This is a genomic window from Streptomyces sp. NPDC087859 (assembly GCF_044742595.1).
Classification (GTDB): domain Bacteria; phylum Actinomycetota; class Actinomycetes; order Streptomycetales; family Streptomycetaceae; genus Streptomyces; species Streptomyces canus_F.
Genome location: NZ_JBIUUU010000002.1, coordinates 336,741 through 363,332, shown reverse-complemented (window position 1 = coordinate 363,332; position 26,592 = coordinate 336,741). Strand labels below are relative to the sequence as shown.

The following is a 26,592-nucleotide window of genomic DNA, read 5'->3' as shown; positions in this document are numbered from 1 at the left end:
TCCCCAGATCCAGGAAACACCCGTTCGGGTGAACCCTCCACCGGAGAGCCCGGCCGGGGGTGCCGTCATGCGGCCATATGCAGTCACCCCGGTCGCGCACGCACCCCCGGGCCCCTTGCCTGGAACCGTGCGCTCACCCCTCCGCAACGCCGTGTCGGCCGCCCTGATCGCCCTGGCCTGTCTGCTCGTCCCGTTCGGGGTGCTCGCGGCCTGGGCGACCTACGGAAGAAATGCCGGGCTCCCCCGACTCCGACATCAACTCGCCGACCCCTACGTGCCGTTCGAGGTCGCCGGATTCTGGCTCCCCGTCACCGCGTTGATCCTCGCCGCCACCGGTATCGCGGTCGCCGCCTGCCGCCGCCGCGCGGTCACGGCGACCTCGCTGGGCACGGCGCTGGGCGGCGCGTTCCTGGGCCTCGCGGTGACACTCGGCCGCCATCTGACCCTCTCCGACCTGCACGAGACGCGCCGCCCGGCCGCCGGCGCCATCTACGACGCCCTCACCGTCACCCTGCGCACGGTCTCCTGGCTGCTGGTCGCCCTCGGTCTCACCGCGGCCTGTGCCACCTGGCTCACGGCCGTTTGCGCACGACGCCGGCAAGCGTCCGCAGCGCCCGTTCCAGATCCCGCGGTGCGGCCGACGCGAGCCCGAGCCTGACCGCGTCCGGCGTCCGGTTCGGGTCGACGGCGAAGGCGGGCCCCGGTGTCACGGCGATCCCGAGTGCCGCCGCGGCGGCCGTGAAGGTGTCGGCACGCCACGGCGCGGGCAGCTCCCACCAGGCGTAGTAGACCTGCGGATGAGCCCGTACGACGAACCCGTCGAGCTCCTGGGCGACGAGCCGTTGCCGCACGGCCGCGTCCGCCCGCTTGGCCTCCACCAGCCGCTGGACGACCCCCGCCCCGACCAGCCGGACGGCCGCCTCCAGCGCGAACCGTCCCGCGCTCCACCCGCCGGAGCGGATCGCGGCGGCCACGGCGTGGCGGCGGTCTTTCGGGACGACGACGAAGCCGGCGGTGAGCCCCGGCGCGACCCGCTTGGACAGGCTGTCGACGACGTGGGTGAGACCGGGCGCGTGGGCGGCGAGGGGGTCGGGGGCGTGCGGGTGGAGGAAGGACCAGATGCGGTCCTCGACGACCGGGAGGTTCAGGTCGGCCACGGTGAGCGCGATCTCCCGGCGCCGGTCCCAGCTCATCGTCAGGGAGGTGGGGTTGTGCAACGTCGGCTGGAGGTAGAGCGCGGACAGCGGGGCCGTGCGATGGGCGGCGGCGATGGACTGCGGCAGCGGTCCGTCCTCGTCCCCGGCCAGCGGGACCAGGGTGATGCCCAGCCGCGCGGCGATCTCCTTGACCAGGGGATACGTCAGCGCCTCCACCCCCACCCGGCCGCCCGGCCGGACCAGGGAGGCGAGGGTGGCGGCGATGGACTGACGGGCGTTGCCGGTGAACAGCACCTGGGCCGGGTCGGGGTGCCAGCCGGGGGTCGCGAGGAGTGCGGCCACCGCCTCGCGCGCCGCCGCGGTGCCGGTGGCGGCGGCCGGGAGGAGCGCCTCGGCGAGGACGTCGGGGCGCAGCAGCGGCTCGAGGACGGGGGCGAGGAGCTCCGACTGGCCGGGCGCGGAAGGGTAGTTGAGCTCCATGTTCACGGGCGCCCGGGTCGCCTGCTCGGTCAGCGCCCGCCCGGCGGGCCCGGCCGGGGCGGCCCGTACGAAGGTGCCGCGCCCGACCTCCCCGACCACCAGCCCGCGCCGGACGAGTTCGCCGTACACCCGGCCCGCCGTCGATCCGGCGATCCCGCGCCGCCGGGCGAACTGCCGTTGCGGCGGCAGTCGTTCGCCGGGTTTGAGCCGTCCGGCGGCGATGTCGTCGGCGAGTCGGTCGGCGATGCGCCGGTAGTCGTCCACGGGTCCCCCTCTTGCTGCACTGCTCTTGCGTCACTGCTCTGCATGCTCTCGCGATTGCACCGAGGGCAAAGATCCTATTGCACCGAGGAGTTGGGGCGGCCTAGGGTCGACGTCATGGCGACAGTCCCTCTGGTCCTGGTCCACGGCCACCCCTTCGACCACACGATGTGGAACCCGCAGCGCGCGGCCTTCTCCGCGGACCGTCAGGTGATCACCCCCGACCTGCGGGGCTACGGCCCCTCACCGCGAGTCCCCGAGGTCACGCGCTTCGAACAGTTCGCCCAGGACATCCGGGAGCTGCTGGACGAGCTGGAGGTGCAGGCGTGCGTGCTGGCCGGCCTCTCCATGGGCGGCCAGATCGTCATGGACTGCTACCGCCAGTTCCCCCAACGCGTCCGGGGGCTGGTGCTCGCCGACACGTTCCCGGCGCCGGAGACACCCGAGGGCGTCGGGGTCCGGCACGCCATGGCGGACCGCCTGCTGCGGGAGGGCATGCGGGGCTACGCCGACGAGGTGCTGGAGAAGATGGTCGCCCCGTACGCGGACGCCGAGGTGAAGGCCCACGTCCACCGCATGATGACGGCCACCTCCCCGCAGGGCGCCGCGGCGGCCCTGCGCGCCCGCGCCGCCCGTCCCGACTACCGCGACCTGCTCACCCACGTCACGGTCCCCGCCCTGGTCGTCGTGGGCACGGACGACGCCTACACCCCCGTCGCCGACGCCGAGGCGATGCACGCGGCCCTGCCCTCCTCGCAACTGCGGGTGATCGAGGGCGCCGCCCATATGCCGAACCTGGAGCGGCCTGCGGAGTTCAACGAGGCGCTCGGGGAGTTTCTGACAAAGGTGGACGCGTCGTCCTAGTCTCGGAGCGGTGAGCAGCCCCGAGGAACAGCCCGTGCGACGAGAACGGCGAGCACGGCGGAGACTCGGCATCCGGATCGCCGCCGTGCTGTTCGTCGTCGTCAGTGTCGTCATGGGGTGCCGGCTCGCCGACGTCGACGGGATCACGCCCGTCCCCCAGTTCCTCGCCTTCCTGCCCTGGCTGGTCGCGCCCACCGCGGCCGGCCTGGCCCTCGTCCTGCTCGCCCGCTGGTGGCCCGGCGTGGTCTGGAGTGTCGTCCTGCTGGGGCTGCTGGCCTGGTTCATCGAGCCGTACGGCAAGACCACCGACCCGGGCGGGCCGGCGGTCGCCTCCTTCCGGGTGCTGACCTCGAACGTGGAGTTCGGGCAGGCCACCGGGGCGCTCACCGACGCCGTACGGCGGGAGAAGCCGGACCTGGTGTTCGTGCAGGAGTGCGAGTACACCTGCGACGCCGAGCTGAAGCGAACCCTGGGCGGCACCTATCCGCACCGGCAGGCCGTCGAGGGCGGCGGCTCCGCGGGGTCGGTGATCCTGAGCAGGTTCCCCCTCAGGGCGACCGATCCGGTCCCCGGCACGATGGGGATGCCCGGAGCCGTCGCCGACGTCCGCGGGCAAGCCGTACGGCTCCAGCTCGCGCACCCGATGCCGCCACTGCCGGGGCAGGTGGACGTGTGGCGGCGTGAGCTCGGCGCACTGCGGGACTTCGCCGCGGAGCAGGCGGGCGGGACGACCCTGCTGGCGGGCGACTTCAACGCCTCCCAGGACCACGCCGCCTTCCGCCGCATCCTCGACACCGGGCTGCGCGACGCCGCCCGGCTCGCCGGCGACGACCGCGCACCGAGCTGGCCGGCCCGGACCGCGCCGACGCTCGGGGCGCAGATCGACCACGTCCTGCTGTCCTCGGACTTCTCCGCGGAGACGGCCCGCTTCCTGGATCTGGCCGACACCGACCACCGGGCCCTGCTGGTGGAGATCACGCTGCACGTACGCCCCTGACCTACGCCCATGACGCGCGGGAGTGACGTGCGGGGATGACGTGTAATAGGCGCATGTCCCGCATCGGCCTCACACCGCCCGACTGGCTGGTCCGGAACCTCCAGACCCAGCCGGCACCCGTCAACCGGGCGGCCGTGGCCCGCGCGGCCATCGCGATGACCCTGCCGCTGGCCGTCGGACTGGCGGCGGGCGAGCCGGCGTACGGCGCCCTCGCCTCCATGGGCGCCCTCTCCGGCGTCATCGGCGACACCGCCGACGCCTACCGGATGCGGATCCTCAACATCGCGATCCCGCAGCTCTTCGGCGCGGTGGGGGTGACCCTGGGTTCGCTGGTGTACGGCCATGGATGGCTGGCGGTGGCGGTGGTCACGGGCGTGGCCCTCGTGTCCGGAATGATCTCGACGATCGGCGCGGTCGCCTCGGTCTCGGGGCTGCTGCTGTTGCTGAACTCCGTGGTGGGAGCGGGTCTGCCGATGCCGGGCCCGTGGTGGCTGGCGCCGGTGCTGATGACGGGCGGTGGCCTGCTCGTCCTCGTCCTCGCCCTGCTGGCCTGGCCGCTGAGGTCGGGAGTGCCGGAGCGGGCGGCGGTGGCCGGGGCGTACCGGACGGTCGCCGCTCTGCTGACGGCGTGCGGCACCCCGGACTACGCCGAGGCCCGCCAGGCCGTCACGCAGTCCCTGAACCAGTCGTACGACCTCATCCTCGCCCGCCGCGCCCGCCACCACGGCCGCAGCCCCGAACTCACCCGCCTCCTCGCCCAGTTGAACGCGATCACCCCGGTGGTGGAGGCGGCCCCCGCGGCCCATCTGACGGGAAAGCCGCTCCCGCCGGAGGTCCCGGAAGCGGTACGTCACCTCGCCCAGGCGGTGGAGACGGGCTACACGGGCCCCATAGGGCTCCGGCTGCCGGTGGCCGTGACCGAGACGACCCGCGCCGTCGGCCACGCCCTGCGCCACGCGGCCGAGGTCGTCGCGGCCCCCGACGTGGACCCCCGCGCCATCGCCGACCGCCTCGGGCGCCCGGCCGCGTTGCGCACCCGCGCCGCGCGGGCCGCCCGCGACGTGGCCCTCTCGGCGGCCTCCTGGCGCTACGGCCTGCGCCTGGCGCTCTGCATCGGCGTGGCCCAGGTGCTGGTCTCGATCATCCCGGTGCCCCGCTCGTACTGGGTGGCGCTGACCATCACCTTCGTCATGAAGCCGGACTTCGGCTCGGTCTTCTCGCGGGCGCTGCTGCGGGCGATGGGCACGGTGGCGGGCCTGGTGATCGCCGCCGCGGTCCTGTCGCAGGTGCCGCGCGGCTGGTGGGACGTACCGGTCATGCTGGCCCTGGCCCCGCTGATCCCGGCGCTGACACCCCGCGGGTACGGCTACCAGACGGCGGCGATCACCCCCGTGATCCTGCTGCTCTCGGACGTGCTGAACCACCAGGGCACCGGTCTGCTCCTGCCCCGCCTGGTGGACTCGCTGATGGGCTGCGGAATCGCCCTGGTCGCGGGCTACCTGCTCTGGCCGGAGAGCTGGCACACCAGGGTCGGCGACCGGCTGGCGGACGCGGTGGCGGACACCGCACGCTATGTGGAGGGCGCCTTCGGCGAGCAGGCCGTGGACCCGCCGGCCCGCGCCCGTATGCGCCGCCGCCTGTACCGCGACCTGTCGGCCATCCGTACGGAGTTCCAGCGCGCCCTGACCGAACCCCCGCCGACGGGGCGCCGGGCCGCCGCGTGGTGGCCGCTGGTCGTCGCCGTGGAACGGATCGTCGACGCGACGACGGCCGCGAGGGTGCGCACCAAGCACGGAGCACCCCTGCCCTCGGACGCCGAGGTCGCCCAAGTGGTCCTGCAACTGCGGGAACTGGCGCAGGGCGTACGGGAGGCCGAGACGCTCTACACCGTCCGCACCGACCTGACCGGGCCGTCGGGGAGCGTCCTGGAGCCGTTGCGTCAGGAGGTGGCGGCGGCCCGGGCGATCGCGTCGCCGCACTGACGCCTCGCCGCGTCGACAAAAGGGTGCGGCCGCCCTGTGCAGGAGGGCGGCCGCACCGGGTGGGGGGTGGGGTCAGTTCTTCTGGAGTGCCTTGTCCATGGCCGCGGCGAGGCCGTTCGCCCAGAGCTGGTTCACCCGGGAGCGCTCGGTCGCGTTCGGCTGGGCGTTGGTGCAGGACGTGCCCGGGCCGCCGCCGGACATCAGCTCGCTGCAGGGGCCCGAGTAGTGGTCGGGGAGGCCGAGGACGTGGCCGGTCTCGTGAGCCGTCACGCGGGTGGAGTTGTACTGCTGGTTCTGCCGGTAGTCGAGGAAGATGTAGCCGCTGCCATGACCGTCCGTGGAGGCGTAGGAACCTCTGGAGTCGTTGCCCTCGCGGTAGGAGAAGTCGGCGGAGGCGGCCGAGCCGGACTGGAGCTTCACGTTCGAGACCGCGCTGTTCCATATCTGGGTACTGGAGGCTATCTGCGCGCTGAACGTGGGTGCGCGGGACGCGTCGTAGACAACCGTGACGGCCGCCGTGCTGTCCGGGTTCGCGGCGCGCTTCTCGGCGACGGAGTCCAGCACCGCCTGGAAGAAGGCCTCGTCGGCGTCCGTGGTCGTTGTCGCGGTCGCGGTGTAGCCGACGGTCGACGCGGACGCGGGAACCGCCGGTGCCAGACCGAGCGTTGCGAGAGTGAGGCCCAGTGCCGCGGCCATGATGGGCTTGCGCATCGATGACTCCTTGGTGGGGGGTGAGTCGTCGATGTGAGTCTCGGATGCCGTGCGCCCGCTGTGATGATGGCAATCGGGGATAGGGCGGGGCTATCAGGGCCCCGATTCGCGTGCGTCGGCGGCGGTTTGTGCGTCTGGTGGAACCTGTGCGCCCGCTTTAGTCTTCCAGGGCATGGAGCTCGAGGTGAGGCACCTTCGCGCGCTGTGCGCCATAGCCGACACCGGCAGTCTGCACCGCGCCGCCCGTCAACTGGGTGTCGCGCAGCCCTCGTTGAGCACACAGCTCAGACGCATCGAACAGGAGCTGGGCGGGGCGCTGTTCAGACGGGAACGGACCGGGTGCCGACCCACCCCGCTCGGGCGGCTGGTGCTCAGCCGTGCCCGGCCGCTGGTGGCCGAGATGCGATCCCTGGTCACCGAGGCACGGGCCGCCGCCGTGGGTGGACCGCAATTGCGCGTCGGGTCCACCGCGAGCAGAGCTCTGTCGGGGTGGCTGCGAAGGCTCAGGGCGCACGGCCAGGAGCCCACCCTCCACATGGACGTCTCGCCCAACGCCCTGCTGCGCATGGTCGCCGACGGACAGCTCGACGTCGCCTTCGTGCACGAGGTGGAGGGGTCTCCCCTGCGGATACCGGAGGGCCTGCGGCTGCGCGTGATCGTCGAGCGGGAACCGCAGTTCGTGTCCCTGCCCGCCGATCACCCCGCCACCGCCAAGCCCGTCGTCGACCTCGCCGACCTGGCCCAGGACCGGTGGATGATCGACCCCACCGTCGACGGCGAATGGGACGCCGTGCACCGGGTGTTCCGTGCCGCCGGGCTCAACCCCCGTGTCCTGCACGGCGATTACCACACGGCCGCCGCCCTGGTCGCCACCGGCGAGGTCGTCACCATCTGCCAGCCGTCCTGTCTGCCCCGCCCCGAGATGGCCGTACGCCGGCTGCGGGGCGACCCGCTCGGCGTCCGGCTGCTGCTCGCGGCCCGCACGGAGACGGACCTGGACGGGGTGCGCCCCGCGCTGGAGGAGGCCTACTGGGAGGCGGCCAGGCAGGCGCCGGCGTACCGGGAGTGGCTGGAACGCGCCGTCCCGGCCGCCCGGTAGCCCGCACCCGGACCTCAGACGCCGATGTCGTCGCCGTCCTTGCGCCACACCGCCACGACCGCCGGGCGGACGATCCGGCCCGGCCCGTCGGGCCAGACGCTCGCCGGGTTCTCCACCGTCGCCCCGCTGATCTCGCCCGGGTGCTGGACGGCGACCAGGACACGGCGGTCCTGGACGATCGGGCCGCAGGTCTCGGCACCGATCGGCATGGTCAGGAACTGCTTGAGCTCACCGCGCCGGTCGCCCTTCGTCGCGACGCCGAAGAGACCGTCGTGGTAGCCGAGCTGGGCGCCGTCGGTGGAGATCCACAGGTTGCCGTGCGGGTCGAAGGCGACGTTGTCCGGGCAGGAGATGGGGCTGACGCGGTCCTTGGGGAAACCGGCGAAGTAGGTCGCCGGATCGTTCGGGTCACCGGCGACGAGGAACAGCAGCCAGGCGAACTTCGTGCTCTCCGGCCGGTTCCAGCGCTCGGTCAGCTCCAGGATCTGCCCGTGCTTGTTGGCGTTGCGCGGGTTGGCCTCGTCCGCCGGGGCGTTGCTGCCGACACCGCGGTTGGTGTTGTTGGTGAGGGCGACGTACACCTTGCCGGTGTGCGGGTTCGGCTCGATGTCCTCGGGCCGGTCCATCTTGGTCGCGCCGACCTTGTCACCGGCGAGGCGGGTGAAGACGAAGACCTCGTCGGCGCTCATGCCGTCGACGTGCGAGACGGCGCCCTTGGCGGTCGCGGTGGCCAGCGGTATCCACTCGCCGCTGCCGTCGAACTCGCCGTCGGAGGGCAGCTTGCCGGTGCCGTCGATCTCGATGGCGGGGGAGTCGCCGGTGAGCTTGGCGACGTAGAGCGTGCCCTCGTCGAGCAGCGAGAGATTGTGCTCGCGGACGGCGCGGCCCGTCCCCCTCTTCATCCGCTTGCTGCTGACGAACTTGTAGAAGTAGTCGAAGCGCTCGTCGTCACCGGAGTAGACGACGGGGCGCCCGTCGTCGGTGAGCCGGATGGTGGCGCCTTCGTGCTTGAAGCGGCCTACGGCGGTGTGCTTGCGGGGCGTGGAGGTCGGGTCGTACGGGTCGAACTCGACGACGTATCCGAACCGGTGGACCTCGTTGGGCTCCTGGGCGACGTCGAACCGCTTGTCGAAGCGTTCCCACTTGCGCTCGGTCGCGCCCGTCCCGATGCCGTACCGCTTGTCGGTGGCCCGGCCGCTGTTGGCGAAGTACTGGTTGAAGTTCTCCTCGCCGTGCAGGCTCGTGCCCCAGGGGGTCGTACCGCCCGAGCAGTTGTTGAGCGTCCCGAGGACCTTCGTCCCCGTCGGGTCGGCGGACGTCTTGAGGAGGTCGGAGCCGGCGGCCGGGCCGGTGAGCCGGAACTCGGTGGTGGCCGTGACCCGGCGGTTGAGGGGATGGCGGGGTACGACGGTCAGCTTGCCGGTCTTGCGGCTCTCCTCGACGACGACCGCGGACAGCCCGTGCGCCGCCCAGGCGATCTCGACCTGCTCGCGGGTGGGGTTGGCGGCGTCGTAGCCGCGGAACATCAGGACCTCGTCGGTGTACTCGTGGTTGGCGACGAGGAGCTGCTTGCCGTGGCCCAGCGGGAGCAGGGTCAGGTAGTCGTTGTTGTACCCGAACTGTCCGGCCTGGGCGGCGGCGCTCTGGTTCTCCGGGTCGAAGGCGGGCGCACCGCGCAGGATGGGCTCGCCCCAGCGGACGACGACGTTCTGGGCGTAGCCGTCCGGGACGGTGACCTGGTCGGCGGTGTTGGGCGCGACCGGGGTGAAACGGAGCCCGCGGGCGGCCTTGCCGGTGCCGGGCTTGTACGAGGCGGCGGTCGCGTCGGTGGCGGCGTGGGCCCGCGGTGCGGCCGCGACGGTGGCGGAGCCGGCGGCCGCGGCGACCGTGACGACGGCGGCGGCCTGCATGATCGACCGCCGGCTGACGGCACCGGCGATGACATCGCCGACGTACTCGTTGGCGCTGGTGTTGGGCGCCTCGTGGAAGCAGGCGTTGCCGCACCGGTACAGGCAGGTCAGGGCGGAGCGGCCGCCCGGGTGGGCGTCGGACGACGACGTTCTGATCAACGGCAGCAGTTTGCGCATTTTGTGTTCCCCTTGCTTCCCCATGGAATCCCCTTGAATCCGCGTCACGGACGCTAGGAGCCCGTTTGTGCGGCAGCGGGGACTCTCGGTGAACTGCCGGTGAATCCGAGGTAGCGGTAGAAGAGTTGGCGGCCCGGGGGAGGATGGGGACCGGCCGGTGGCCGGTTGGCGGTCTTGACGGAGGCAGGGTCCTGTGGCAGCCCCTGCCCAAGATCACCATCCGAGGCCGCTAACCTTACGTGTCCGTCCTGGCCAGGGATTTACGGGCATCAACTCACGCGAAGGGTTGCGCACATGGGCATTCTCACTCTCCTGCGGAACGCGTTCGGCCGGTCACGCAAGGGGCGCAGCGCCGAGGCAGAGGGTGCGGAAGGGACGAAGCCGACGGTGCCCTCCCCGTCACCCGAGCCCTCGACCCCGACCTCGACCACGACCTCGACCTCGGCCGGGGCCCAGGTCCCGGAGCAGCGTCCGTCGACGTCGGCGTCCCTGTCGACGAAGGACGAGCACGACCTCGTGTCGGCGGCGTTCGACAACGTGGCGGTACCGAAGCCGGGGGGCCCGGTGGAGGAACGCGAGCCTGCGGCGGGCTCGACGGAGACGGCACCGGTGGCCGCCGAGGAGGCTGTGGCGGAACCGGTCGCGGAGGAAGCCAAGGCCGAGAAGCCGACGCCGGTCGCCGAGGAGCCTGCGGCGGAAGCGACGCCGGCGCCCGCCGAGGAAGCCGTGACAGAGACCGCCGTAGCGGAACCGGTCGCGGACGAAGCCAAGGCCGAAGAGCCGACGCCGGTCGCCGAGGAGCCTGCGGCGGAACCGACGCCGGCGCCCGCCGAGGAAACCGTGACGGAGACCGCCGTAGCGGAACCGGTCACGGACGAAGCCAAGACCGAAGAGCCGACGCCGGCCCCGGTGGAGCCGGTCGAGGAGTCCGCGCCGGTGGTCGAGGAGGCCGCCGTGGACGAGACGGCTGCCGAAGCCGTCGCGGAAGAGGCGCCGGCGACCGAGACCGAGCCGGTCGCGGAAGCCGCCCCCGAGCCTGAGCCTGCGGTCGAGGAGTCCGCGCCGGAGGCGGCCGCAGAGGCCGTCGCGGAGGAGCCGGCGACTGCCGAGGAGCCCGTGGCGGTGACCGAGCCCGAGACGGTCGCCGAGGAAACCTCGCCGGAGGCGGTCTCTGCCGAAGCCCCCGCCGAGGCACCGGTCACGGAGGAGCCCACCCCGGAACCGGCCGCGGAGACGGAGCCGGAGCCGGTCGTAGAGCCCACCACCGAGCCCGAGCCGGTCGCCGAAACCGAGCCCGAGCCGGTCGCCGAAACCGAGCCCGAGCCGGTCGTCGAGGAACCCGTCGCCCCCGAACCGATCGCCGCGGCCGCCGAAGGCGAGTCCGCCCCGCAGGGAACGCCCGCGGTCGCCCACGACGCCGCCGCCCTCGCTCTCGCCAAGGCCGGCCTCACCACCGCCCGCGCCAGGACCTACCTCGTCCTGGACCGCTCCGCGAGCATGCGCCCGTACTACAAGGACGGCTCCGCACAGGCCCTCGCGGACCAGACGCTCGCGCTCGCGACCCAGCTCACCCCGGACGCCGAGGCGGACACCCCCTCCGTCCACGTCGTCTTCTTCTCCACCGAGGTCGACGGCACCACCGACCTCACCCCCGCCTCCCCGAAGGACGCGATCGACGAGGCGCACGCCGGTCTCGGCCGCATGGGCCGCACCAGCTACCACGCCGCCGTGGAAGCCGTACTCGCCCACTACGACAAGACCACCCCCGACGCGAAGACCCCCGCCCTGGTCGTCTTCCAGACCGACGGCGCCCCCGACGCGAAGACCCCCGCCACCCAGGCCCTGACCGACGCCGCGAAGAGCCACCCCTCGGTGTTCTTCTCCTTCGTCGCGTTCGGCGAGCACGAGAACAAGGCGTTCGACTACCTCCGCAAACTGAAGACCGACAACACGGCCTTCTTCCACGCGGGCCCGACCCCCAAGGAGCTCACGGACGCGGAGCTCTACGACGGCGTACTGATCGACTGGCGCCCGTAGCCCTCACCGTCCCCACCACCCCCGGGCCGCCCCTTTCCACCCCTCAGGACGGAAAGCGGGCGGCCCACCCATGTCGGATACGATTTCTTGGTTCGCAAAGCACCGAGAATTCCGACCTGGGAGCAGCCCCCGATGGCTCGACACCTCATCACCAGCGCCCTTCCGTACATCAACGGGATCAAGCACCTGGGCAACATGGTGGGGTCCATGCTCCCGGCGGACGTGTACTCCCGGTACCTCCGCCAGCGCGGCCACGACGTTCTCTACATCTGCGCCACCGACGAGCACGGCACCCCCGCCGAGCTCGCCGCGAAGGAGGCGGGGCTCAGCGTCGCCGAGTTCTGCGCCCAGGCGCACGACGCCCAGAAGGCGGTCTACGACGGCTTCGCGCTGGCCTTCGACTACTTCGGCCGCAGCTCCAGCGAGCAGAACGTCGAGATCACCCAGCACTTCGCCCGCCGCCTCAACGAGAACGGCTTCATCGAGGAGCGGGCGATCCGCCAGGTGTACTCCCCCACCGACGGCCGCTTCCTGCCGGACCGCTACGTCGAGGGCACCTGCCCCCACTGCGGCTACGACAAGGCCCGCGGCGACCAGTGCGAGAACTGCACCCGCGTCCTGGACCCCACCGACCTGATCGACCCGCGCTCGGCGATCTCCGGCTCCACGGACCTGGAGGTCCGTGAGACCAAGCACCTCTTCCTCCTCCAGTCGAAGCTCCAGCACGAGGTCGAGGAGTGGGTCTCCCGCCACGAGGCCGAGTGGCCCCAGCTGGCCTCCTCCATCGCCCGCAAGTGGCTGACCGAGGGCCTGCACGACCGTGCGATCACCCGTGACCTGGACTGGGGCGTCCCGGTCCCGGCGGACACGTGGCCGGAGCTGGCGGCCGAGGGCAAGGTCTTCTACGTCTGGTTCGACGCCCCGATCGAGTACATCGGCGCGACGAAGGAGTGGTCGGACCTGGACCCGGAGAACCGGGACTGGAAGTCCTGGTGGTACGAGGCCGACTCCGGTGAGAACCCCGTCCGCTACACCGAGTTCATGGCGAAGGACAACGTCCCCTTCCACACGGTGATGTTCCCGGCGACGGAGCTCGGCGTGCGGGAGCCGTGGAAGAAGGTCGACTACGTCAAGGCCTTCAACTGGCTGACGTACTACGGCGGAAAGTTCTCCACGAGCCAGCGGCGGGGCGTCTTCACCGACCAGGCCCTGGACATCCTCCCGGCCGACTACTGGCGCTACTTCCTGATCGCCAACGCTCCCGAGTCCGACGACTCGTCCTTCACCTGGGAGCACTTCACCGCCACGGTCAACAAGGACCTCGCCGACACCCTCGGCAACTTCGTCAACCGCGTCCTGTCCTTCTCCAAGAAGCGCTTCGGCGAGGAGGTCCCCGCGGGCGGCGAGCCGGGCGCCGCGGAGACGAAGCTGGGCGAGGAGATCGCCCGCCTCCTCTCCGAGTACGAGGAGCAGATGGAAGCCCTCCAGTTCCGCAAGGCCGCGGCCGCCCTGCGCGCCCTGTGGTCGGCCGGCAACTCCTACCTGGAGGAGAAGGCCCCCTGGCTGGAGATCAAGACCGACCCGGAGGCCGCCGCCCTCACCCTGCGCACGGCGATGAACCTGATCCACCTCTACGCGGTGGTCTCGGAGCCCTTCATCCCGGCCACCTCGGCGGCCATGCGCCAGGCCTTCGCCCTCGAGAACGACACGGCCACCTGGATCAGCCCGGAAGCCGCCCGCGCCCTCACCGCCGTCCCGGTCGGCACCCCCTTCACCGTCCCGCCGGTCCTCTTCGCCAAGCTCACGGACGAGGACCTGGAGACGTACAAGGAGCGCTTCGGCGGCGAGCCGGCCGCGTAAGCAGTCACATACGAACCGAGAAAAGGGCCCGGGACAGCACGTCCCGGGCCCTTCCTTGCGTGATCGGCCCTACTTCAGGACGCCCGCGCCCGCCGTCGTACCCAGCGTCGTCGGCAGGTTCTTCGCCGAGGACTCCAGGCCCGCCGTCAGCGTCGGCGTCCAGTTCACCGTCGTCTTCAGGTCCTTCGACGACGCCGCGTTGTACGCCGCCACCAGGTCCGTCACCGTGCCGTTGACCAGGTTGCCCGAGCCCTTGACGGAGCCGGTGCCGTCGCCGCTGAGGAGCTTGGCGACCTTCACCGACGACGGGACCTTCCAGTAGTTGTTCTCGGCGACGACCTGGGCCTTGGCGCGGGAGTTGATGCTGTACTGCACCGCGTAGCCGTTCAGGGGGGTCACGTCGTAGTAGTTGTTGTAGATGTGGACCTGGCCCACGCGCGACAGCGGGGCGCGCTGGGTGATGCCCTTGTAGACGTTGTGGTGGATCGAGACACGCAGCTTGCCCGCGGGCTCGCTGTCGCTGCTGCCGATCAGCGTCGTCTTGTCGTGGTTGGTGAACTGGTTGCGGGAAACCGTCACGAGGTCGGAGCTCTTGGTGATGTCCAGCGCGCCGTCGTGGATCTGGTATTCGCGGCCGTAGTACTTCGGGTTCGCCGAGTCCAGGTGCGGCGCGTCGGTGAACGTGTTGTGGTCCGCCCAGACGTGGGTCGCGCCGCGCAGGGTCACCGAGTCGTAGTTGGAGTTCCAGTTGCCGTCGTCACCGTCGGTCGGGTCCCACTGCGGGAAGCAGTCCTCGGTGGCGGCGAAGGCGAGGTTGCGGACGATGACGTTGTCCACGTTCTGGATCTGGAGCATGCCGCCGGTGATCCCGGCGTTGGTGCCGGGGACGCCGACGACCGAGGTGTTCGCCGGGACCTTGAAGACGATGTTCTTCGCCTGCTTGGTCTGGGCGGCGGCGCGCGCCTTCTCCTGGGTGCCGGAGGGCAGCTTGGAGCGGCCGTACGTCGACGGGTCGTACGCCTTCAGGTAGGCGGAGAGCGAGTAGCCGGTGCCCGAGGCGTAGTCCGCGCAGGTCAGCTTCTTGCCCGCGTCGTCGGTGTTGGCGTCGATCGTGCCCTTGATCTTGATGATCCGGGGCGTGGTGTCGGAGGCCGAGCCCAGCGCCTTGACCAGCTGGGCACGGGTGGAGACCGTGAAGGTGTGCGCGGCGTCGGCCTTCGTGCCGCCGGTCGTGCCCGTCCCCGAGGAGGCCCAGCCGTCCTTGGCTGCGAGGGTCTCGTGGTACAGGTCGACGGTCCCGGCGTTCGCGTTCAGCACGAGCGCGGCCGCACCGACACCGGCCGCCACCACGGCGGCGGAGACGACGAGGGTGCGGCGCTTGCGGAGAGACCGGCGGTGTGCGGGAGCAGCCACGGATGAGTCCTTACGTACTTGGGAGGTAGTTCCGACTCTTCTGTGGTCGTGGAGATCCAAAAGGTTGCCGTAAAAGTTTCGTCTCATCGGTGATCAACTGATGGATGGGGGGCGGAACTTGCCAGAGAAGCTACGTATGGTTTGCGCCATGGCAGTACCTGGGCTCATCCCGATCGCCTACGAGCCGCACGGCCGTACCGAGGCCATCGGGCTATACGCGGACGGGCAGTTCCTCGGGTCGGTCTCGTACGCGTTCCCCAAGGGGTTCCGGCTCGACAGCGGCTGGGAGCAGCACAAGCGCCTCTACGCCGTGCTGCACACCTTCGACGCGGAGGGCAACTACCGCGACTCGCGGATCTGGTGTGCCGGCACCTGGGCGGAGCAGCAGCGCGACGGTTCGGTACTCGCCCGGGCGCGGGCCCACCTCGCCACGCTGTTGCGCAGTCTGCCCCGGCGCACGTACACCGACATCGCCGTACGGCCCTTCCAGCTCGTCGTCGACGATGTCCTGTTCGGTCTGGTCACCGGGGAGGACGAGGACGAGCTCTGGGCCGAGCTGTACCCGGACAATCTGGGCTTCGGGCCGCCCTGGGACGGCAGTTACGACACCTGATCTAGGCAGACGCCCCCACAAGGCGCTATACATGCCGAAGATCACTAGTGGGGGGTTTCATCCATGGCACTTTTCGGCAACGCGCACACCATCGATCCGGGCCAGGCGGCATCGGACTTCGGCAAGCTGCTGGGCGCCGGTGAGGGCGTGCAGGCGGCGTACCAGCTGGTGCGCGACGTCATCATGTTCACCGACCGTCGGCTGATCCTGGTCGACAAGCAGGGCATCACCGGCAAGAAGGTCGAGTACCACTCGATCCCGTACCGCAGCATCACGCACTTCGCGGTGGAGACGGCCGGCACCTTCGACCTCGACGCCGAGCTGAAGATCTGGGTCTCCGGCAACTCCGTGCCGATCCAGAAGACCTTCACCAAGGGCGTGGACATCTACGAGGTGCAGGCGATCCTCACCCAGTACGTCGCGCGCTAGCCCTACCTGCGCGGGCCGCCCCCGAAGCCTCCTTCGGGGGCGTCGCCCGCCGTCACCGTGGCGATCTCGTCGGCCCCGTCGAGGTCGCCCGCCGTGTACATCCCGCCGGTCTCCTCGCCCGAGGCCCTGCCGCCCGACCAGATCCGGTACTCCGAGCCGCTCTTGAGGGCCGCCGACGAGTAGACGATGTTCTGGATCGCCTTCGAGGTGACGTACGAGGCGACCACCTCGCCGTCGGAGTCGACGACGTGCAGGGTCGTCCCCGCCGCCACCGCCGAGTCGAGCGTCGCCGACAGCCACCCCTGCCCGGACTCCTCGTCCGGCGCCACGGCCATCCCCGCGCTGCCCGCGGCGAGCAGCACCCCACCGCTGACGGTGAAGCCGCCGTTGACGTCGAGCGCCCCGTTGCCGCCCGTCTCGGGGCCGTTGACCACGAGCGTGCCGCCGGTGATCTCGGCGGTGCCGTTGGAGTCGAAGCCGTCGCCGTCCGCGTCGATGACGAGGGTGCCGCCGGTGACCTTCAGACGGAAGTCACCCACGGACTCCCCGCCGCCCCCGCCGCCGGGGCCACCGCCACCCGGACCGCCGCCCTGACCGCCGCCTTGGTCGTCTTCCTGACCCTCGGAACTCGTCGTACTCCCCGACGCGTTGACCCCGTCATCACCCGAGGTGACCTTCGTCGAGCCGCCCGCGACGGTGATGTCCTTGCCCTCAAGTCCCTCGTTCGACCGCGTGATCTCGACCGCGCCCTCACTGATGACCAGATCGCCCTCGGCGTGCACCCCGTCGTCCCCGGCCGCGACGGTCACCTTCGCCCCGCCCAGGTGCACGGCCGCGTCGCTGTGCAGCCCGTCGGCGGAGGCGTCGACCTCGACGGTGCCCTTCTCCAGGACCGTGATCACGCCGGACTTCAGGCCGTGCGCGGAGGAGTCGTCGGTCGCCTTCGCGGTGACGTCGAGCGTGCCGCCGGTGACGACCAGGTCGGTGGCCGCGTCGACGCCGTCTCCGGCGGCGCTCACCCGGACCGTCCCTGCCGACAGGGCGATGTAACCCGCCTTGGTGTCCTCGGTGTTGTCGGACTTCAGCCCGTCGCCCCGGGCGCTCACCTTCACCGAGCCGCCCTGCACGACGAGGTAGTCCTTGCCGCGTACGCCGTCGTCGGCGGCCTCGACCGTGACCGTGCCGGACGCGATGACCAGGCCGTCCTTGCTCACGATCCCGTCGTTGCCGTTCCCGTGCACGGTGAGCGCCCCCTCGCCGCCGACGGTGAGGTCCCCGGCACTGAAGAGAGCGGCGTTCGCCTCCGCGTCCTCCTCGTAGGAGTCGGCGTCGGAGAGGGTGTTCGCACTCCCGTCGGCCAGGACGACCACCAGTTCCTCGGCCTCCGTCGCCGCGATCGCCGCACCGGAGGAGCTGGAGATGTCGACCCCGTCGAGGATCAACGTCACCTTCTGGCCGGGGGCGTTGACGAGCACCTGCCCGTCGGAGAGCTTGCCGCTGAGCCGGTACGTCCCGCCCTCGGTGAGCGTGACGCTCTTCCCGTCGAGGGCGACGTCCTCGGCACCCGAGGTGGTGAAATCCCCGTCGTGGGCCTCCTTGTCGGCGGCGAGAACGGCGGCGGCCTGCTGAGCGCCGTCGACGGAGGCAGCGGCCGAGGACGAGCTCCCACCGGCCTCCTCCTCCGATGCCGAGGACGACGAGCACCCGGCCAGCGCGGCGGCGCCGAGCACGGCGGACACCACGGCACCCATGGCCTTCGTACGGACGGACGTCGTACGGATTCTCATGAGGAACTCCTGTCTGGGCGATCCGGGCGAGGTACGGCGCGGCACCGCGCCCGATGTGCGGCTCCGCGGTGCGGGAGCGACCGGCCCCCCACCGGCCCGCGGCGCTCTCACCGCTGTCCCGGCGGCGCGCTCCGCACGGTCGGAAAGTGGCGGCGCAGCACGGGCAGCCACCGGTGGGCGGGCAGTTCGGGGCGGAGGGCGGCGAGGCCCGTGCCGTACTTCGACACCGGGAGGGGACGGTGGCGCAGGGACCACAGCAGACGGTCGGCGCCGGAGCCGGCCCGGCCGGACTTGGTCTCGACGATCGCCCGGTCGGGGGTGCGCAGTTCGGCCATGCCGTCCGGGAGGGACCAGGTCAGACCGGTGTCCACGGTGAGGCGGCTGTCGGTGGCGGGGAGGTGGAGCGTGGTGCGGCGGTACGCCGTGGTCAGGGTGGGTTCGAGCCGGAGGTGCCGGATGTCGATGCCGGCCCCGGCGAGCACGTCGTCGGCGTAGGCGCGGGCCCCGGGGGACAGCCGGTGCGGATCACCGTCGTACGGCATGCGGTCCTTGACCGTGATGCCGCGCGGGCCGCGCGTCTTGACCTCGACGAAGCGCTCCCCGGAGTCCAGGTAGGTGCGGATGCGCAGCTTGAAGCGGCGTCTGCGCTGCCAAGCGGCGCCGAGGTAGCCGTCCAGGCCCGGGGTGTCGAAGTACAGGGACCGGTAGCCGAACCGCCGCTCGCCGTCGATCTCCAGGACCCGTACGTCCTCGCCCAGAGCGCCGAGCAGGATCGGCAGGTCGGCCGGCGGCAGGACGTACTTGCGGTCGAGGCGGGTCAGCAGCGGCGGGAGTTCGTCGAGACCGACGGGGCGCAGGAGCCGTACGGCCGTGTGGACGGGGTCGAGCGCGGTCACGCCGGTACGTCCTGTGCGGCGGGCGTACCGGCCTCCTGCGGGACCGGGGTGCCGGAGACGATGTAGCGGACCTCGACCTGGGTGGTGTCGTTGACGAGGTCGACGCTGCGCACCGTCAGATTGACCACCCGGCCGCCGAGCAGGACCTCGAGGTGGGCGCGCAGGGCGTCGTCGTCCGTGTAGGCGGAGTCCAGGCGCAGGCTGCGCTGACGGTGGCGGGGGAAGAGGCGGGGGTGGTCGGCGACGTACATCACGGCGACGATCAGGCCCGTCATCGCGGCGGTCAGCGGGTTGGCCTCGGCGGGCAGGCCCCCGAGCAGGCCGATGGCCAGGGCGGAGAAGTAGTACGCGATCTCGTGCTGGGCGATCTCGTACGACCGCAGCCGGATGATCGACAGCACACCGAACAGGCCCATCCCGAGCCCGATGCCCACGGACGCCGAGCTCAGGGTCATCGCCACGGCGAGCACCCCGACATTGACGCCGAGGAAGGAGGCGACGAGGTCGCGGCGGTGATGGCGCGGGAAGTAGACGCCGAAGACGAGCACCGAGACTGCGGCGAGGTCGGAGGCGACAAGAACCAGCTGGTGAACGGCTGTTGACGTCATGGCCAAACATTCGGGGAACAGCCTGTGAGTCCGCTTTGAGAAGGCTTAAGCGACTTTAAGAAGTCTTGGCACTGTCCGGACCGTCGGGGTCCGATGCCACAAGTTCCCCTGCTGCACGAGGAGTTCGCTTCTTTCCGGTCTGGGAGATCTGACCGCTCAGGCCACCGCCAGCGCCGGGTTCCACCAGGGCGCGCTGTACCAGCCCCCGGGGACCCGGCGTCCGGCGACGACCCCGCCCGCGTAGTAGTACGGCGTCACCCCGTCCCGCCAGCGGTTGGAGACGGTGTACGTGCGGTCCGCCACGATGACGCGGCCGTCGCGGGCGGTCACCGCGCCCGTGCCCAGGCCGGGCAGGACGGGCCCGGGGTCCAGGCGGAGCGCGGTGCGGGCGGCGCGGACGTAGTGGAGGCCCTCGACGGCGGCCGCCGCGGCCGAGTCGTACCGCCCGGCGGCGAGCTCCCCCTTCGCGGCGCGGTACCGCTCGGTCGCGTCGGCGAGGGCCTGCACGGCCGCCTTGTCACCCGCCGCGTCGATCCCCGCCGGACCGGCCCCGAGCCGCTCGACCCACCGCGCGGCCTCGACACGGGCACCGGTCCCGGGATCGGGTTCGGGTTCGGGTTCGGGGACAGCGGGCGGCGCGGCCACCGGCACGGCGGGTTCCGCCCGACCGCCCCGCCTCCGCTGTGCGACGACCGCGGCGGCCGCTCCGACGATCAGCAACAGTGCGAGTACGACGTATCCCATCGCTTCCTCCAGCGCTTGCGGTCTCCCCATGAGACCCCGGACCGCTGTGCGCGGACGCCGAGCCGTCTGTACGGCTCCTGTGAGCACGCCATGGCGGTTCACGGCGAAGGGCGCCCGGGACATGACCGTCCCGGGCGCCCTTGTGCGTGTCCGTGGTGACAGCGGAGTGCTACAGCGAGGTGCCCTCGTTCGTCGCGTCGGGGTCGACGCCCATCGTGAGGGAGCCGACGACGCCCTTGGCGATGTTCTTCTTGTCGTACTTCAGCTTGAGCAGGCCGCCCGCGGTGCCGCTCTGGTCGTAGATGGTGTCCTCGTCGAGCGTGGTGCGCTCGGTCGTCGAGGTCGAGTACGGCTCGACCTCGGCGGAGGCGAGCACGGACGTCTCGTCGAAGAAGAACTGGCCGGTGTGGCAGGTGTTCCCGCCCTCGTAGCCGGCGTCGGTCCACTCGCCGCCCACGTGCACCTTCGCGTGGATGTGGACGGTGCGGCCCCGGTACCAGCCCGGGAAGACCGTCTTGAAGGTGACCTTGCCGTGCTTGTCCGTCTTCCACGTGCCGCGCAGATAGCGCTCGTCGTCGGTCGGCTCCTCGTGGACCCCGCCCCCGGTGCCACCGGACGGCGCGCCCGACGGCGGCTCACCGGTCGGGGTGCCGGAGGGGGCGTCCGTGGGGGCGGTGCCGCCACCGCCGGTCGACAGGCTCTCGTAGCCCGAGTAGATGCCCAGGGCGTCGCAGTGCCAGATGTCCACGGCGGCGTTGCGGATCGGCTTGCAGGTCTCCGAGTCGATCACCTTGAGGTCGAGGACGAGCGGGATGCCCTCCTTGTCCTCGGTGATGTCACGGCGGAGCTTGTCGGCGTCGATGTAGTACGGACCCTCGGTGGTCTCCGAGGTGAGCTTGTAGCAGACCTCGGCGGAGGAGGTGCCGCTCGTGGAAGCGGTGCTCGTCGTCTCGTCGGCGAAGGCACCCGAGGCGAGCGCGGCGCCGGCGCCCACGGCCACGGCGGCACCGGCGCCCGCCACGACGACCTTGCGACGCGTCAGGTCCCGCTTGTGCTTCGGCTCGTTGTGCTGCTGGTTTCCCGTCATGAGCACCGAACTTAGGTAAGAAGACTGGGAGAGCCACGGGAATAGGCTGTGATCTTTTCATAGAATAGAGATAGCTGAGCCTTGCCTTAATTTCAGCTCGCCCGCTACTTGCCCGCCGTCAACAGCAGGGCCACCGCAGGGCGTAGAACATCGTCACGTTGTGACATCCTGCGTTTTCATCCGCGTTGCAGGTAAAGCCGCAGGATACGCAGCCGAAGTCGGCTTTGCTCTTGCGCGACTTCTTCAACGACCCTCCGCTCTCCCCGAAGGCGCGTCGGGGAAAGCGGATTCGCAGAAATGCCGGACGGATCAGCTCACGGACGCGGACGGCGAGGCCGACTCGCTCGGCGCCGGGCCGCTGTCCTGCCCGTCGTTGGTCGCCTCCGGGTCCACGCCGACCGTGATCGACCCGCGCACGCCCTTGGCGATGTCGTCCTTGCGGTAACGCAGCTTCAGCAGACCGCCCGCCGTGCCGCCGCCGTCGTAGATGGAGTCCTCGTCGAGCGTGGTCCGCTCCGCCGTGTTGGAGGCGTACGGCTCCACGACCGCCGAGGCCAGGACCGACTCCTCGTCGAAGAAGAACTGGCCCGTGTGGCAGGTGGTGCCGCCCTCGTAACCGGCGTCCGTCCACTCACCGTTGACGTGCACTTTGACGTGGATGTGCACCGTGCGGCCCCGGTACCAACCCGGGAAGACCGTCTTGAACGTGACGAACCCCTGCCGGTCCGTCCGCCAGGTGCCGCGCAGATAGCGGGTGTCGTCGGTGGGCTCCTGGTGCCCACCGCCACCGCCCGGGGGAGGGCCGGTCGGGGCGCCGGTCGGGGTGCCCGTGGGCGCACCCGTGGGTGCGGGTCCACCGCCGCCCCCGTTGCCCATGTCCTCGTACCCCGAGTAGACGCCCACCGCGTCGCAGTGCCAGATGTCCACGGCCGCGTTCCGGACCGGCCGGCAGGTCTCGTTGTCGATCACCTTGATCCTGAGGACGAACGGGATACCCGGCCGGTCCTCGGTGACGTCCCGGCGGATCTTGTCCGCGTCGATGTAGTACGGCCCCTCGATGGTCTCCGAGGTCAGCACATAGCACTCCTCGGCCGCCCGCGCCGCAGGCCGTCTCCTCTCCCCCGCGCCGTCGTTCGCCGCGTACGCGCTGCCGCCCAGGCCCGCCACCGCGATCGCTCCGGCGCCCACCGCGACGACCTCACGGCGCGTCACATCCCGTACTTCCGCTGCTTCTTGAGGCTGGTGATTCGCTGTCATGCGGCTGGAAGCTAGGTAAGAAAGCTGTCAACGAGCTGAGAAAACAGCCCCTTTCCGGCGCGCACGCAAAAGGGACCTGAAATCGTCCGTCGATTTCAAGTCCCTTTGCGATCAACCGAGTTACAAGGCTTGCCTTACTTCGGCTGCGGCTTGCGCACCGACAGGTGCAGCTCCTTCAGCCGCGCCTCCTCCAGCTCCGTCGGCGCGCCCATCATCAGGTCCTGGGCGTTGCCGTTGAGCGGGAAGGCGATGGTCTCGCGGATGTTCGGCTCGTCGGCCAGCAGCATCACGATGCGGTCGACGCCGGGCGCGATCCCGCCGTGCGGCGGGGCGCCGAAGCGGAACGCGCGCAGCATGCCGGCGAACTTCTCCTCCACCGTCTCGCGGTCGTAGCCCGCGATCTCGAAGGCCTTCAGCATGATCTCGGGCTCGTGGTTCCGGATCGCGCCGGAGGACAGCTCGACACCGTTGCAGACGATGTCGTACTGCCAGCCGAGGATGTCCAGCGGGTCCTGGGTCTCCAGGGCCTCGAGACCGCCCTGCGGCATGGAGAACGGGTTGTGCGAGAAGTCGATCGCGCCGGTCTCCTCGTCCTTCTCGTACATCGGGAAGTCGACGATCCAGCAGAACCGGAAGACGTTCTCCTCGAAGTGCCCGGCACGCTTGGCGGCCTCGACCCGCACCGCGCCCATGATCTTCGAGACCTCGTCGAACTCGCCCGCGCCGAAGAACACCGCGTGCCCGGCGGCCAGCGACAGCCGCTTGGTCAGCTCGGCGACGTTCTCCTCGGTGAGGAACTTCGCGATCGGCCCGGACAGCGAACCGTCCTCGGCCACGCGCACCCAGGCCAGACCCTTGGCGCCCTGCGAGACGGCGTAGTCGCCGAGCTGGTCGAAGAACTTCCGCGGCTGCGCGGAGACGTCCGGCACCGCCAGCGCCCGCACGTGCTTGCCGGCGAACGCCTTGAACTCCGAGCCGTCGAAGACATCGGTGATGTCGACGAGCTCCAGCTGGGCCCGCAGGTCCGGCTTGTCGGAGCCGTACTTCAGCATCGCCTCACGGAACGGGATCCGCGGGAAGGGGGACGTCACATGACGCCCGTTGCCGAACTCCTCGAACAGCTCCGTCATGAGCTTCTCGATCGGCTGGAAGACATCCTCCTGCTCGACGAAGCTCATCTCGACGTCGAGCTGGTAGAACTCGCCCGGCGAACGGTCCGCACGGGCGTCCTCGTCGCGGAAACAGGGCGCGATCTGGAAGTACCGGTCGAAGCCCGAGATCATCAGCAGCTGCTTGAACTGCTGCGGCGCCTGGGGGAGGGCGTAGAACTTGCCCGGGTTCAGACGCGACGGAACGACGAAGTCACGCGCGCCCTCGGGAGAGGTGGCGGACAGGATCGGCGTGGCCATCTCGTTGAACCCGAGAGCCGTCATCTTGTGACGAATAGCGCTGATCACCGACGTACGCAGCAGGATGTTCTTGTGCATCCGCTCGCGGCGCAGGTCCAGGAAGCGGTACTCCAGGCGCCGCTCCTCGTTGACCCCGTCCTCGGTGTTGATCGTGAAGGGCAGCGGGGCGGCCGCGCCGAGCAGCTCGACCTCGCCGACCTCGACCTCGATCTCGCCGGTGGGCAGGTCGGGGTTCACGTTGTCGGTTCCACGTGAAACAACCTTGCCGTCCACCCGGACCGTGGACTCCTTGGAAACCTTGTCCAGGGCCTCGTAAGCGGGCGTGCCGGGCCGGGCGACGAGCTGCGTGATGCCGTAGTGGTCGCGCAGATCGATGAAGAGGATGCCGCCCAGGTCGCGCCGATTGTGCAGCCAGCCGCTCAGCCGGACGTCGGTACCGACGTCAGAGGCGCGGAGCTCGCCGCAGGTGTGGGACCTGTACCGATGCATCGTCGTTCATCGTCCTTACATCTTGGGCTGTGCCGAGGGTCACTCCCCGACAAGGAACGGGCCATGGTGCCCGGACCTCCCAAGGGTACCGGCCGCCCCAAGATCGGCTCCCCACCATTAATCACGGGACCCGGGCCCGGCCATCGGTGGCAGCCCCCGATCACCTCTCCCTACAGTGGGGCAATGCGCACTGGTGAGCCCCTGCCCGCCGTGGGGGACGTCCTCGCCGCCCTCGCGACCGGCCTGTGGCACTGGGACACCGCAACGGGCCAGGTCACCGTGGACGCCGAGGCCGCACGACTGCTCGGGCTGCCCGCCGAGCCGACCACCCTCACGGAGGTCCAGGCACGCGCGCGCATGCACGCCGTCGACTGGAACGAGATCACCGGCGTCATCCAGCTCGCCGTCGCCGAGGGCACCCTCGCCGAGGTCCGCATCCGGATCATGGACGAGCAGAACCGGGTGGTGCGGGTCGTCCGCAGCCGCTCGAATCCGTCCTACGACGCCGAGCGCCGCGCCTTCGTCCTGATCGGCACCCTGCAAGAGGTCACCGAGCCCTCGCCCGGCACCCCGGCCGGCCGCAGCGCGATCACCGGCGACTGGCGGCGCTCCAGGGAGGCGTTCCTGCTGGACGCGGGCCGCGCCCTGGCCGAGGCCCGCTCCACCGAGGAGGTCCTCCGGGTCGCCGCGGGCCTGTCGATGCCGGGCTTCTCCCCGGACGGCCTCGCGGTCTTCGGCGTCGAGGGCGACCGCCTGAAGATCATCGGCCACCACGGCCAGCAGCCCGGCGACGAGGGCCCCTTCTCCCACATGGCCCTGGAGACGGACTACCCCGCCGCCGAGGTGGTCCGCACCGGCCGCGCGGTCTACCTCTCCACCCCCGAGCAGTACCGGAACCGCTACCCGGTCACCTGGCCCCTCGCGGCCAACTTCGGCCGCCAGTCCTGGGCCTTTCTCCCCCTCACGGTCGCGGGCCGCACGATGGGCGCGTGGATGGCGGCCTTCGCCTACCCGGTCGCCTTCACCCCGGACGAGAGATCCGTCCTCACGACGGTCGCCCGGATGCTCGCCCAGGCACTGTCCCGCGCGGAAGCGGCCGAGTCGGCCAGAGAGCTCACCGACGGCCTCCAGCGCTCCATGCTCCCCAAGCTGGGCCCCGAGATACCGGGCATGAGCGTGGCGGCCCGCTACGTCCCCACCGGCGGCGGCCTCCAGGTGGGCGGCGACTGGTACGACATGATCCCGCTCCCCGGGGAAGGACGCTTCGCCCTCGTCATAGGCGACGTACAGGGCCACGACGTCCACGCCGCGGGCCTGATGGGCCAGCTGCGCATAGCCCTGCGGGCCTACGCCTCGGAGGGCCACCGCCCCGACGCGGTCCTGTCCCGCGCCTCCCGCTTCCTGCACGGCATGACGTACGACTCCCACGACCCCGCCGACCAGCGCTTCGCGACCTGCCTCTACGTCGAGGTCGACCCCGCCAGCGGCCGCCTCGACATCGCCCGCGCCGGCCACCCCGACCCCGCGATCCGCATGGCGGACGGCACGGTCCTGGTCCGCCGCACGGACGGCGGCCTCCCCCTCGGCATCGACCCCGACGCCGACTACCCCACCACCCGCCTCACCCTCGAGCCCGGCGAGACGATGATGGTCTGCACCGACGGCCTGATCGAGACGGGCGGCCACGACCTGGAGACCGGCTGGCAGCGGGTCCGCAGGATCCTGGAGGAACACAAGGGTGACCTGGAGGAACTGGCGGACGCCCTGGTCCAGGCCGTCCACGGCCCCTCCTCCCACCACACGACGGGCCCCCTGGCGGACCGCCGCGAGGACGACATAGCGGTCCTGCTGCTGTGCCGCGCGGGAGAGGGCTGCGGCTGCGGCGACACCGTCGTGACGACACCGCAGATCCGCCGCACGATGCTGTCGGTCGCCCAGGCGGAACCGGAACGCGTGGCGGTGGCCCGCCAGCAGCTGAGGGAACTCCTCCACGACTGGCCGTCGGAGGACCAGGTGGACTCGGCGGTACTGCTGCTGTCCGAGATGCTGACGAACGTCCTCGTCCACACCGACGCGGACGCGCTGCTCCTGGCGGAGGTACGCGGCGAACAGGGCACCCGCCGTATGCACGTGAAGGTGACGGACACCAGCGACGACCTCCCCCACGTCCGCCGCCCCGGCGAACTGGCCTCGTCCGGCCGCGGCCTGGTCCTCATCGAACTGCTGGCCGACACCTGGGGCGTTGACCCACAGGGCGAGGGCAAGAGCATCTGGTTCGAGCTCTACGAGTCCACGGCCGCGGAGTCATCGGAATAACGCTCCGGC

21 protein-coding genes are annotated in these 26,592 nt (G+C 71.0%); 10 read left to right on the top strand and 11 right to left on the bottom strand.

Annotated features, from left to right (window positions below; genetic code table 11):
• The first annotated feature begins 127 nt into the window (after positions 1 to 127).
• The gene (locus ACIOHP_RS05560) at positions 128 to 658 is read left to right on the top strand and encodes a hypothetical protein (protein WP_361552395.1); all 531 of its coding nucleotides are present in this window, start codon (positions 128 to 130) and stop codon (positions 656 to 658) included.
• Here the strand turns inward: ACIOHP_RS05560 and ACIOHP_RS05555 are convergent.
• Positions 573 to 1,901 (bottom strand): PLP-dependent aminotransferase family protein, encoded by a 1,329-nt coding sequence (locus tag ACIOHP_RS05555; RefSeq protein ID WP_361552398.1) that lies wholly within the window; start codon positions 1,899 to 1,901, stop codon positions 573 to 575. The genes ACIOHP_RS05560 and ACIOHP_RS05555 overlap by 86 nt on opposite strands.
• 114 nt (positions 1,902 to 2,015) lie before the next feature.
• Here ACIOHP_RS05555 and ACIOHP_RS05550 point away from each other — a divergent pair, with 114 nt between their 5' ends.
• The 3 genes from ACIOHP_RS05550 to ACIOHP_RS05540 are packed head-to-tail and all read left to right on the top strand — an operon-like array spanning position 2,016 to position 5,741.
• Complete coding sequence (locus tag ACIOHP_RS05550) at positions 2,016 to 2,762, top strand: alpha/beta fold hydrolase (RefSeq protein WP_401883642.1); 747 nt, start codon at positions 2,016 to 2,018, stop codon at positions 2,760 to 2,762.
• Positions 2,763 to 2,772: 10 nt separating this feature from the next.
• Entirely contained in the window at positions 2,773 to 3,759 is a 987-nt protein-coding gene (locus ACIOHP_RS05545) for an endonuclease/exonuclease/phosphatase family protein (RefSeq protein ID WP_401883640.1), read from the top strand.
• Positions 3,760 to 3,812: 53 nt separating this feature from the next.
• Complete coding sequence (locus tag ACIOHP_RS05540; RefSeq protein WP_401883638.1) at positions 3,813 to 5,741, top strand: FUSC family protein; 1,929 nt, start codon at positions 3,813 to 3,815, stop codon at positions 5,739 to 5,741.
• A 72-nt stretch (positions 5,742 to 5,813) separates the two neighbouring features.
• Here the strand turns inward: ACIOHP_RS05540 and snpA are convergent, their stop codons facing one another.
• The gene (snpA, locus tag ACIOHP_RS05535; protein ID WP_361552407.1) at positions 5,814 to 6,452 is read right to left on the bottom strand and encodes a snapalysin; all 639 of its coding nucleotides are present in this window, start codon (positions 6,450 to 6,452) and stop codon (positions 5,814 to 5,816) included.
• Between the two features lie 172 nt (positions 6,453 to 6,624).
• Here snpA and ACIOHP_RS05530 point away from each other — a divergent pair, with 172 nt between their 5' ends.
• Positions 6,625 to 7,551 carry a LysR family transcriptional regulator gene (locus ACIOHP_RS05530; protein ID WP_401883636.1) on the top strand — a complete coding sequence of 309 codons (927 nt, stop codon included), beginning with the start codon at positions 6,625 to 6,627 and terminating at the stop codon, positions 7,549 to 7,551.
• A 14-nt stretch (positions 7,552 to 7,565) separates the two neighbouring features.
• Here the strand turns inward: ACIOHP_RS05530 and ACIOHP_RS05525 are convergent, their stop codons facing one another.
• Positions 7,566 to 9,638, bottom strand: a complete 2,073-nt coding sequence (locus ACIOHP_RS05525; protein WP_401883634.1) for a PhoX family protein — start codon at positions 9,636 to 9,638, stop codon at positions 7,566 to 7,568.
• Positions 9,639 to 9,932: 294 nt separating this feature from the next.
• Between ACIOHP_RS05525 and ACIOHP_RS05520 the strand changes: the two genes are divergently transcribed.
• Together ACIOHP_RS05520 and metG are read left to right on the top strand one after the other, a co-directional pair.
• Positions 9,933 to 11,675, top strand: a complete 1,743-nt coding sequence (locus tag ACIOHP_RS05520; RefSeq protein ID WP_401883632.1) for a VWA domain-containing protein — start codon at positions 9,933 to 9,935, stop codon at positions 11,673 to 11,675.
• Between the two features lie 132 nt (positions 11,676 to 11,807).
• Positions 11,808 to 13,535, top strand: coding sequence for a methionine--tRNA ligase (gene metG, locus ACIOHP_RS05515; protein ID WP_361552419.1), 1,728 nt, complete (start codon positions 11,808 to 11,810; stop codon positions 13,533 to 13,535).
• Between the two features lie 69 nt (positions 13,536 to 13,604).
• Here metG and ACIOHP_RS05510 read toward each other — a convergent pair whose 3' ends face one another.
• Entirely contained in the window at positions 13,605 to 14,948 is a 1,344-nt protein-coding gene (locus ACIOHP_RS05510) for a polysaccharide lyase family 1 protein (RefSeq protein WP_401883630.1), read from the bottom strand.
• A 148-nt stretch (positions 14,949 to 15,096) separates the two neighbouring features.
• Here ACIOHP_RS05510 and ACIOHP_RS05505 point away from each other — a divergent pair, with 148 nt between their 5' ends.
• Both ACIOHP_RS05505 and ACIOHP_RS05500 read left to right on the top strand, forming a co-directional pair.
• Positions 15,097 to 15,561, top strand: a complete 465-nt coding sequence (locus ACIOHP_RS05505) for a hypothetical protein (protein ID WP_401883628.1) — start codon at positions 15,097 to 15,099, stop codon at positions 15,559 to 15,561.
• 63 nt (positions 15,562 to 15,624) lie between these two features.
• Positions 15,625 to 15,990 carry a PH domain-containing protein gene (locus tag ACIOHP_RS05500; protein ID WP_266889888.1) on the top strand — a complete coding sequence of 122 codons (366 nt, stop codon included), beginning with the start codon at positions 15,625 to 15,627 and terminating at the stop codon, positions 15,988 to 15,990.
• Positions 15,991 to 15,992: 2 nt separating this feature from the next.
• Here ACIOHP_RS05500 and ACIOHP_RS05495 read toward each other — a convergent pair whose 3' ends face one another.
• The 7 genes from ACIOHP_RS05495 to aspS all read right to left on the bottom strand — a co-directional run bounded on the left by ACIOHP_RS05495 (position 15,993) and on the right by aspS (position 24,267).
• Positions 15,993 to 17,777 (bottom strand): carbohydrate-binding domain-containing protein, encoded by a 1,785-nt coding sequence (locus ACIOHP_RS05495; protein WP_401883625.1) that lies wholly within the window; start codon positions 17,775 to 17,777, stop codon positions 15,993 to 15,995.
• A 107-nt stretch (positions 17,778 to 17,884) separates the two neighbouring features.
• Positions 17,885 to 18,673: a polyphosphate polymerase domain-containing protein gene (locus ACIOHP_RS05490; RefSeq protein WP_401883623.1), complete on the bottom strand. Its 789-nt coding sequence runs from the start codon at positions 18,671 to 18,673 to the stop codon at positions 17,885 to 17,887.
• Positions 18,670 to 19,281: a DUF4956 domain-containing protein gene (locus ACIOHP_RS05485; protein WP_401883621.1), complete on the bottom strand. Its 612-nt coding sequence runs from the start codon at positions 19,279 to 19,281 to the stop codon at positions 18,670 to 18,672. Before ACIOHP_RS05485 ends, ACIOHP_RS05490 begins: the two co-directional genes overlap by 4 nt.
• Positions 19,282 to 19,437: 156 nt before the next feature.
• Positions 19,438 to 20,025 (bottom strand): hypothetical protein, encoded by a 588-nt coding sequence (locus ACIOHP_RS05480; protein WP_401883619.1) that lies wholly within the window; start codon positions 20,023 to 20,025, stop codon positions 19,438 to 19,440.
• 169 nt (positions 20,026 to 20,194) lie between these two features.
• Positions 20,195 to 21,112 carry an intradiol ring-cleavage dioxygenase gene (locus ACIOHP_RS05475; protein WP_401883617.1) on the bottom strand — a complete coding sequence of 306 codons (918 nt, stop codon included), beginning with the start codon at positions 21,110 to 21,112 and terminating at the stop codon, positions 20,195 to 20,197.
• Between the two features lie 309 nt (positions 21,113 to 21,421).
• Positions 21,422 to 22,369, bottom strand: a complete 948-nt coding sequence (locus ACIOHP_RS05470) for an intradiol ring-cleavage dioxygenase (RefSeq protein ID WP_401883615.1) — start codon at positions 22,367 to 22,369, stop codon at positions 21,422 to 21,424.
• A gap of 134 nt (positions 22,370 to 22,503) precedes the next feature.
• The gene (aspS, locus tag ACIOHP_RS05465; RefSeq protein WP_401883613.1) at positions 22,504 to 24,267 is read right to left on the bottom strand and encodes an aspartate--tRNA ligase; all 1,764 of its coding nucleotides are present in this window, start codon (positions 24,265 to 24,267) and stop codon (positions 22,504 to 22,506) included.
• 183 nt (positions 24,268 to 24,450) lie between these two features.
• On the opposite strand from aspS, the gene ACIOHP_RS05460 reads away from it, so the two are divergent.
• Entirely contained in the window at positions 24,451 to 26,583 is a 2,133-nt protein-coding gene (locus tag ACIOHP_RS05460) for a SpoIIE family protein phosphatase (protein ID WP_401883611.1), read from the top strand.
• Positions 26,584 to 26,592: the final 9 nt, after the last annotated feature.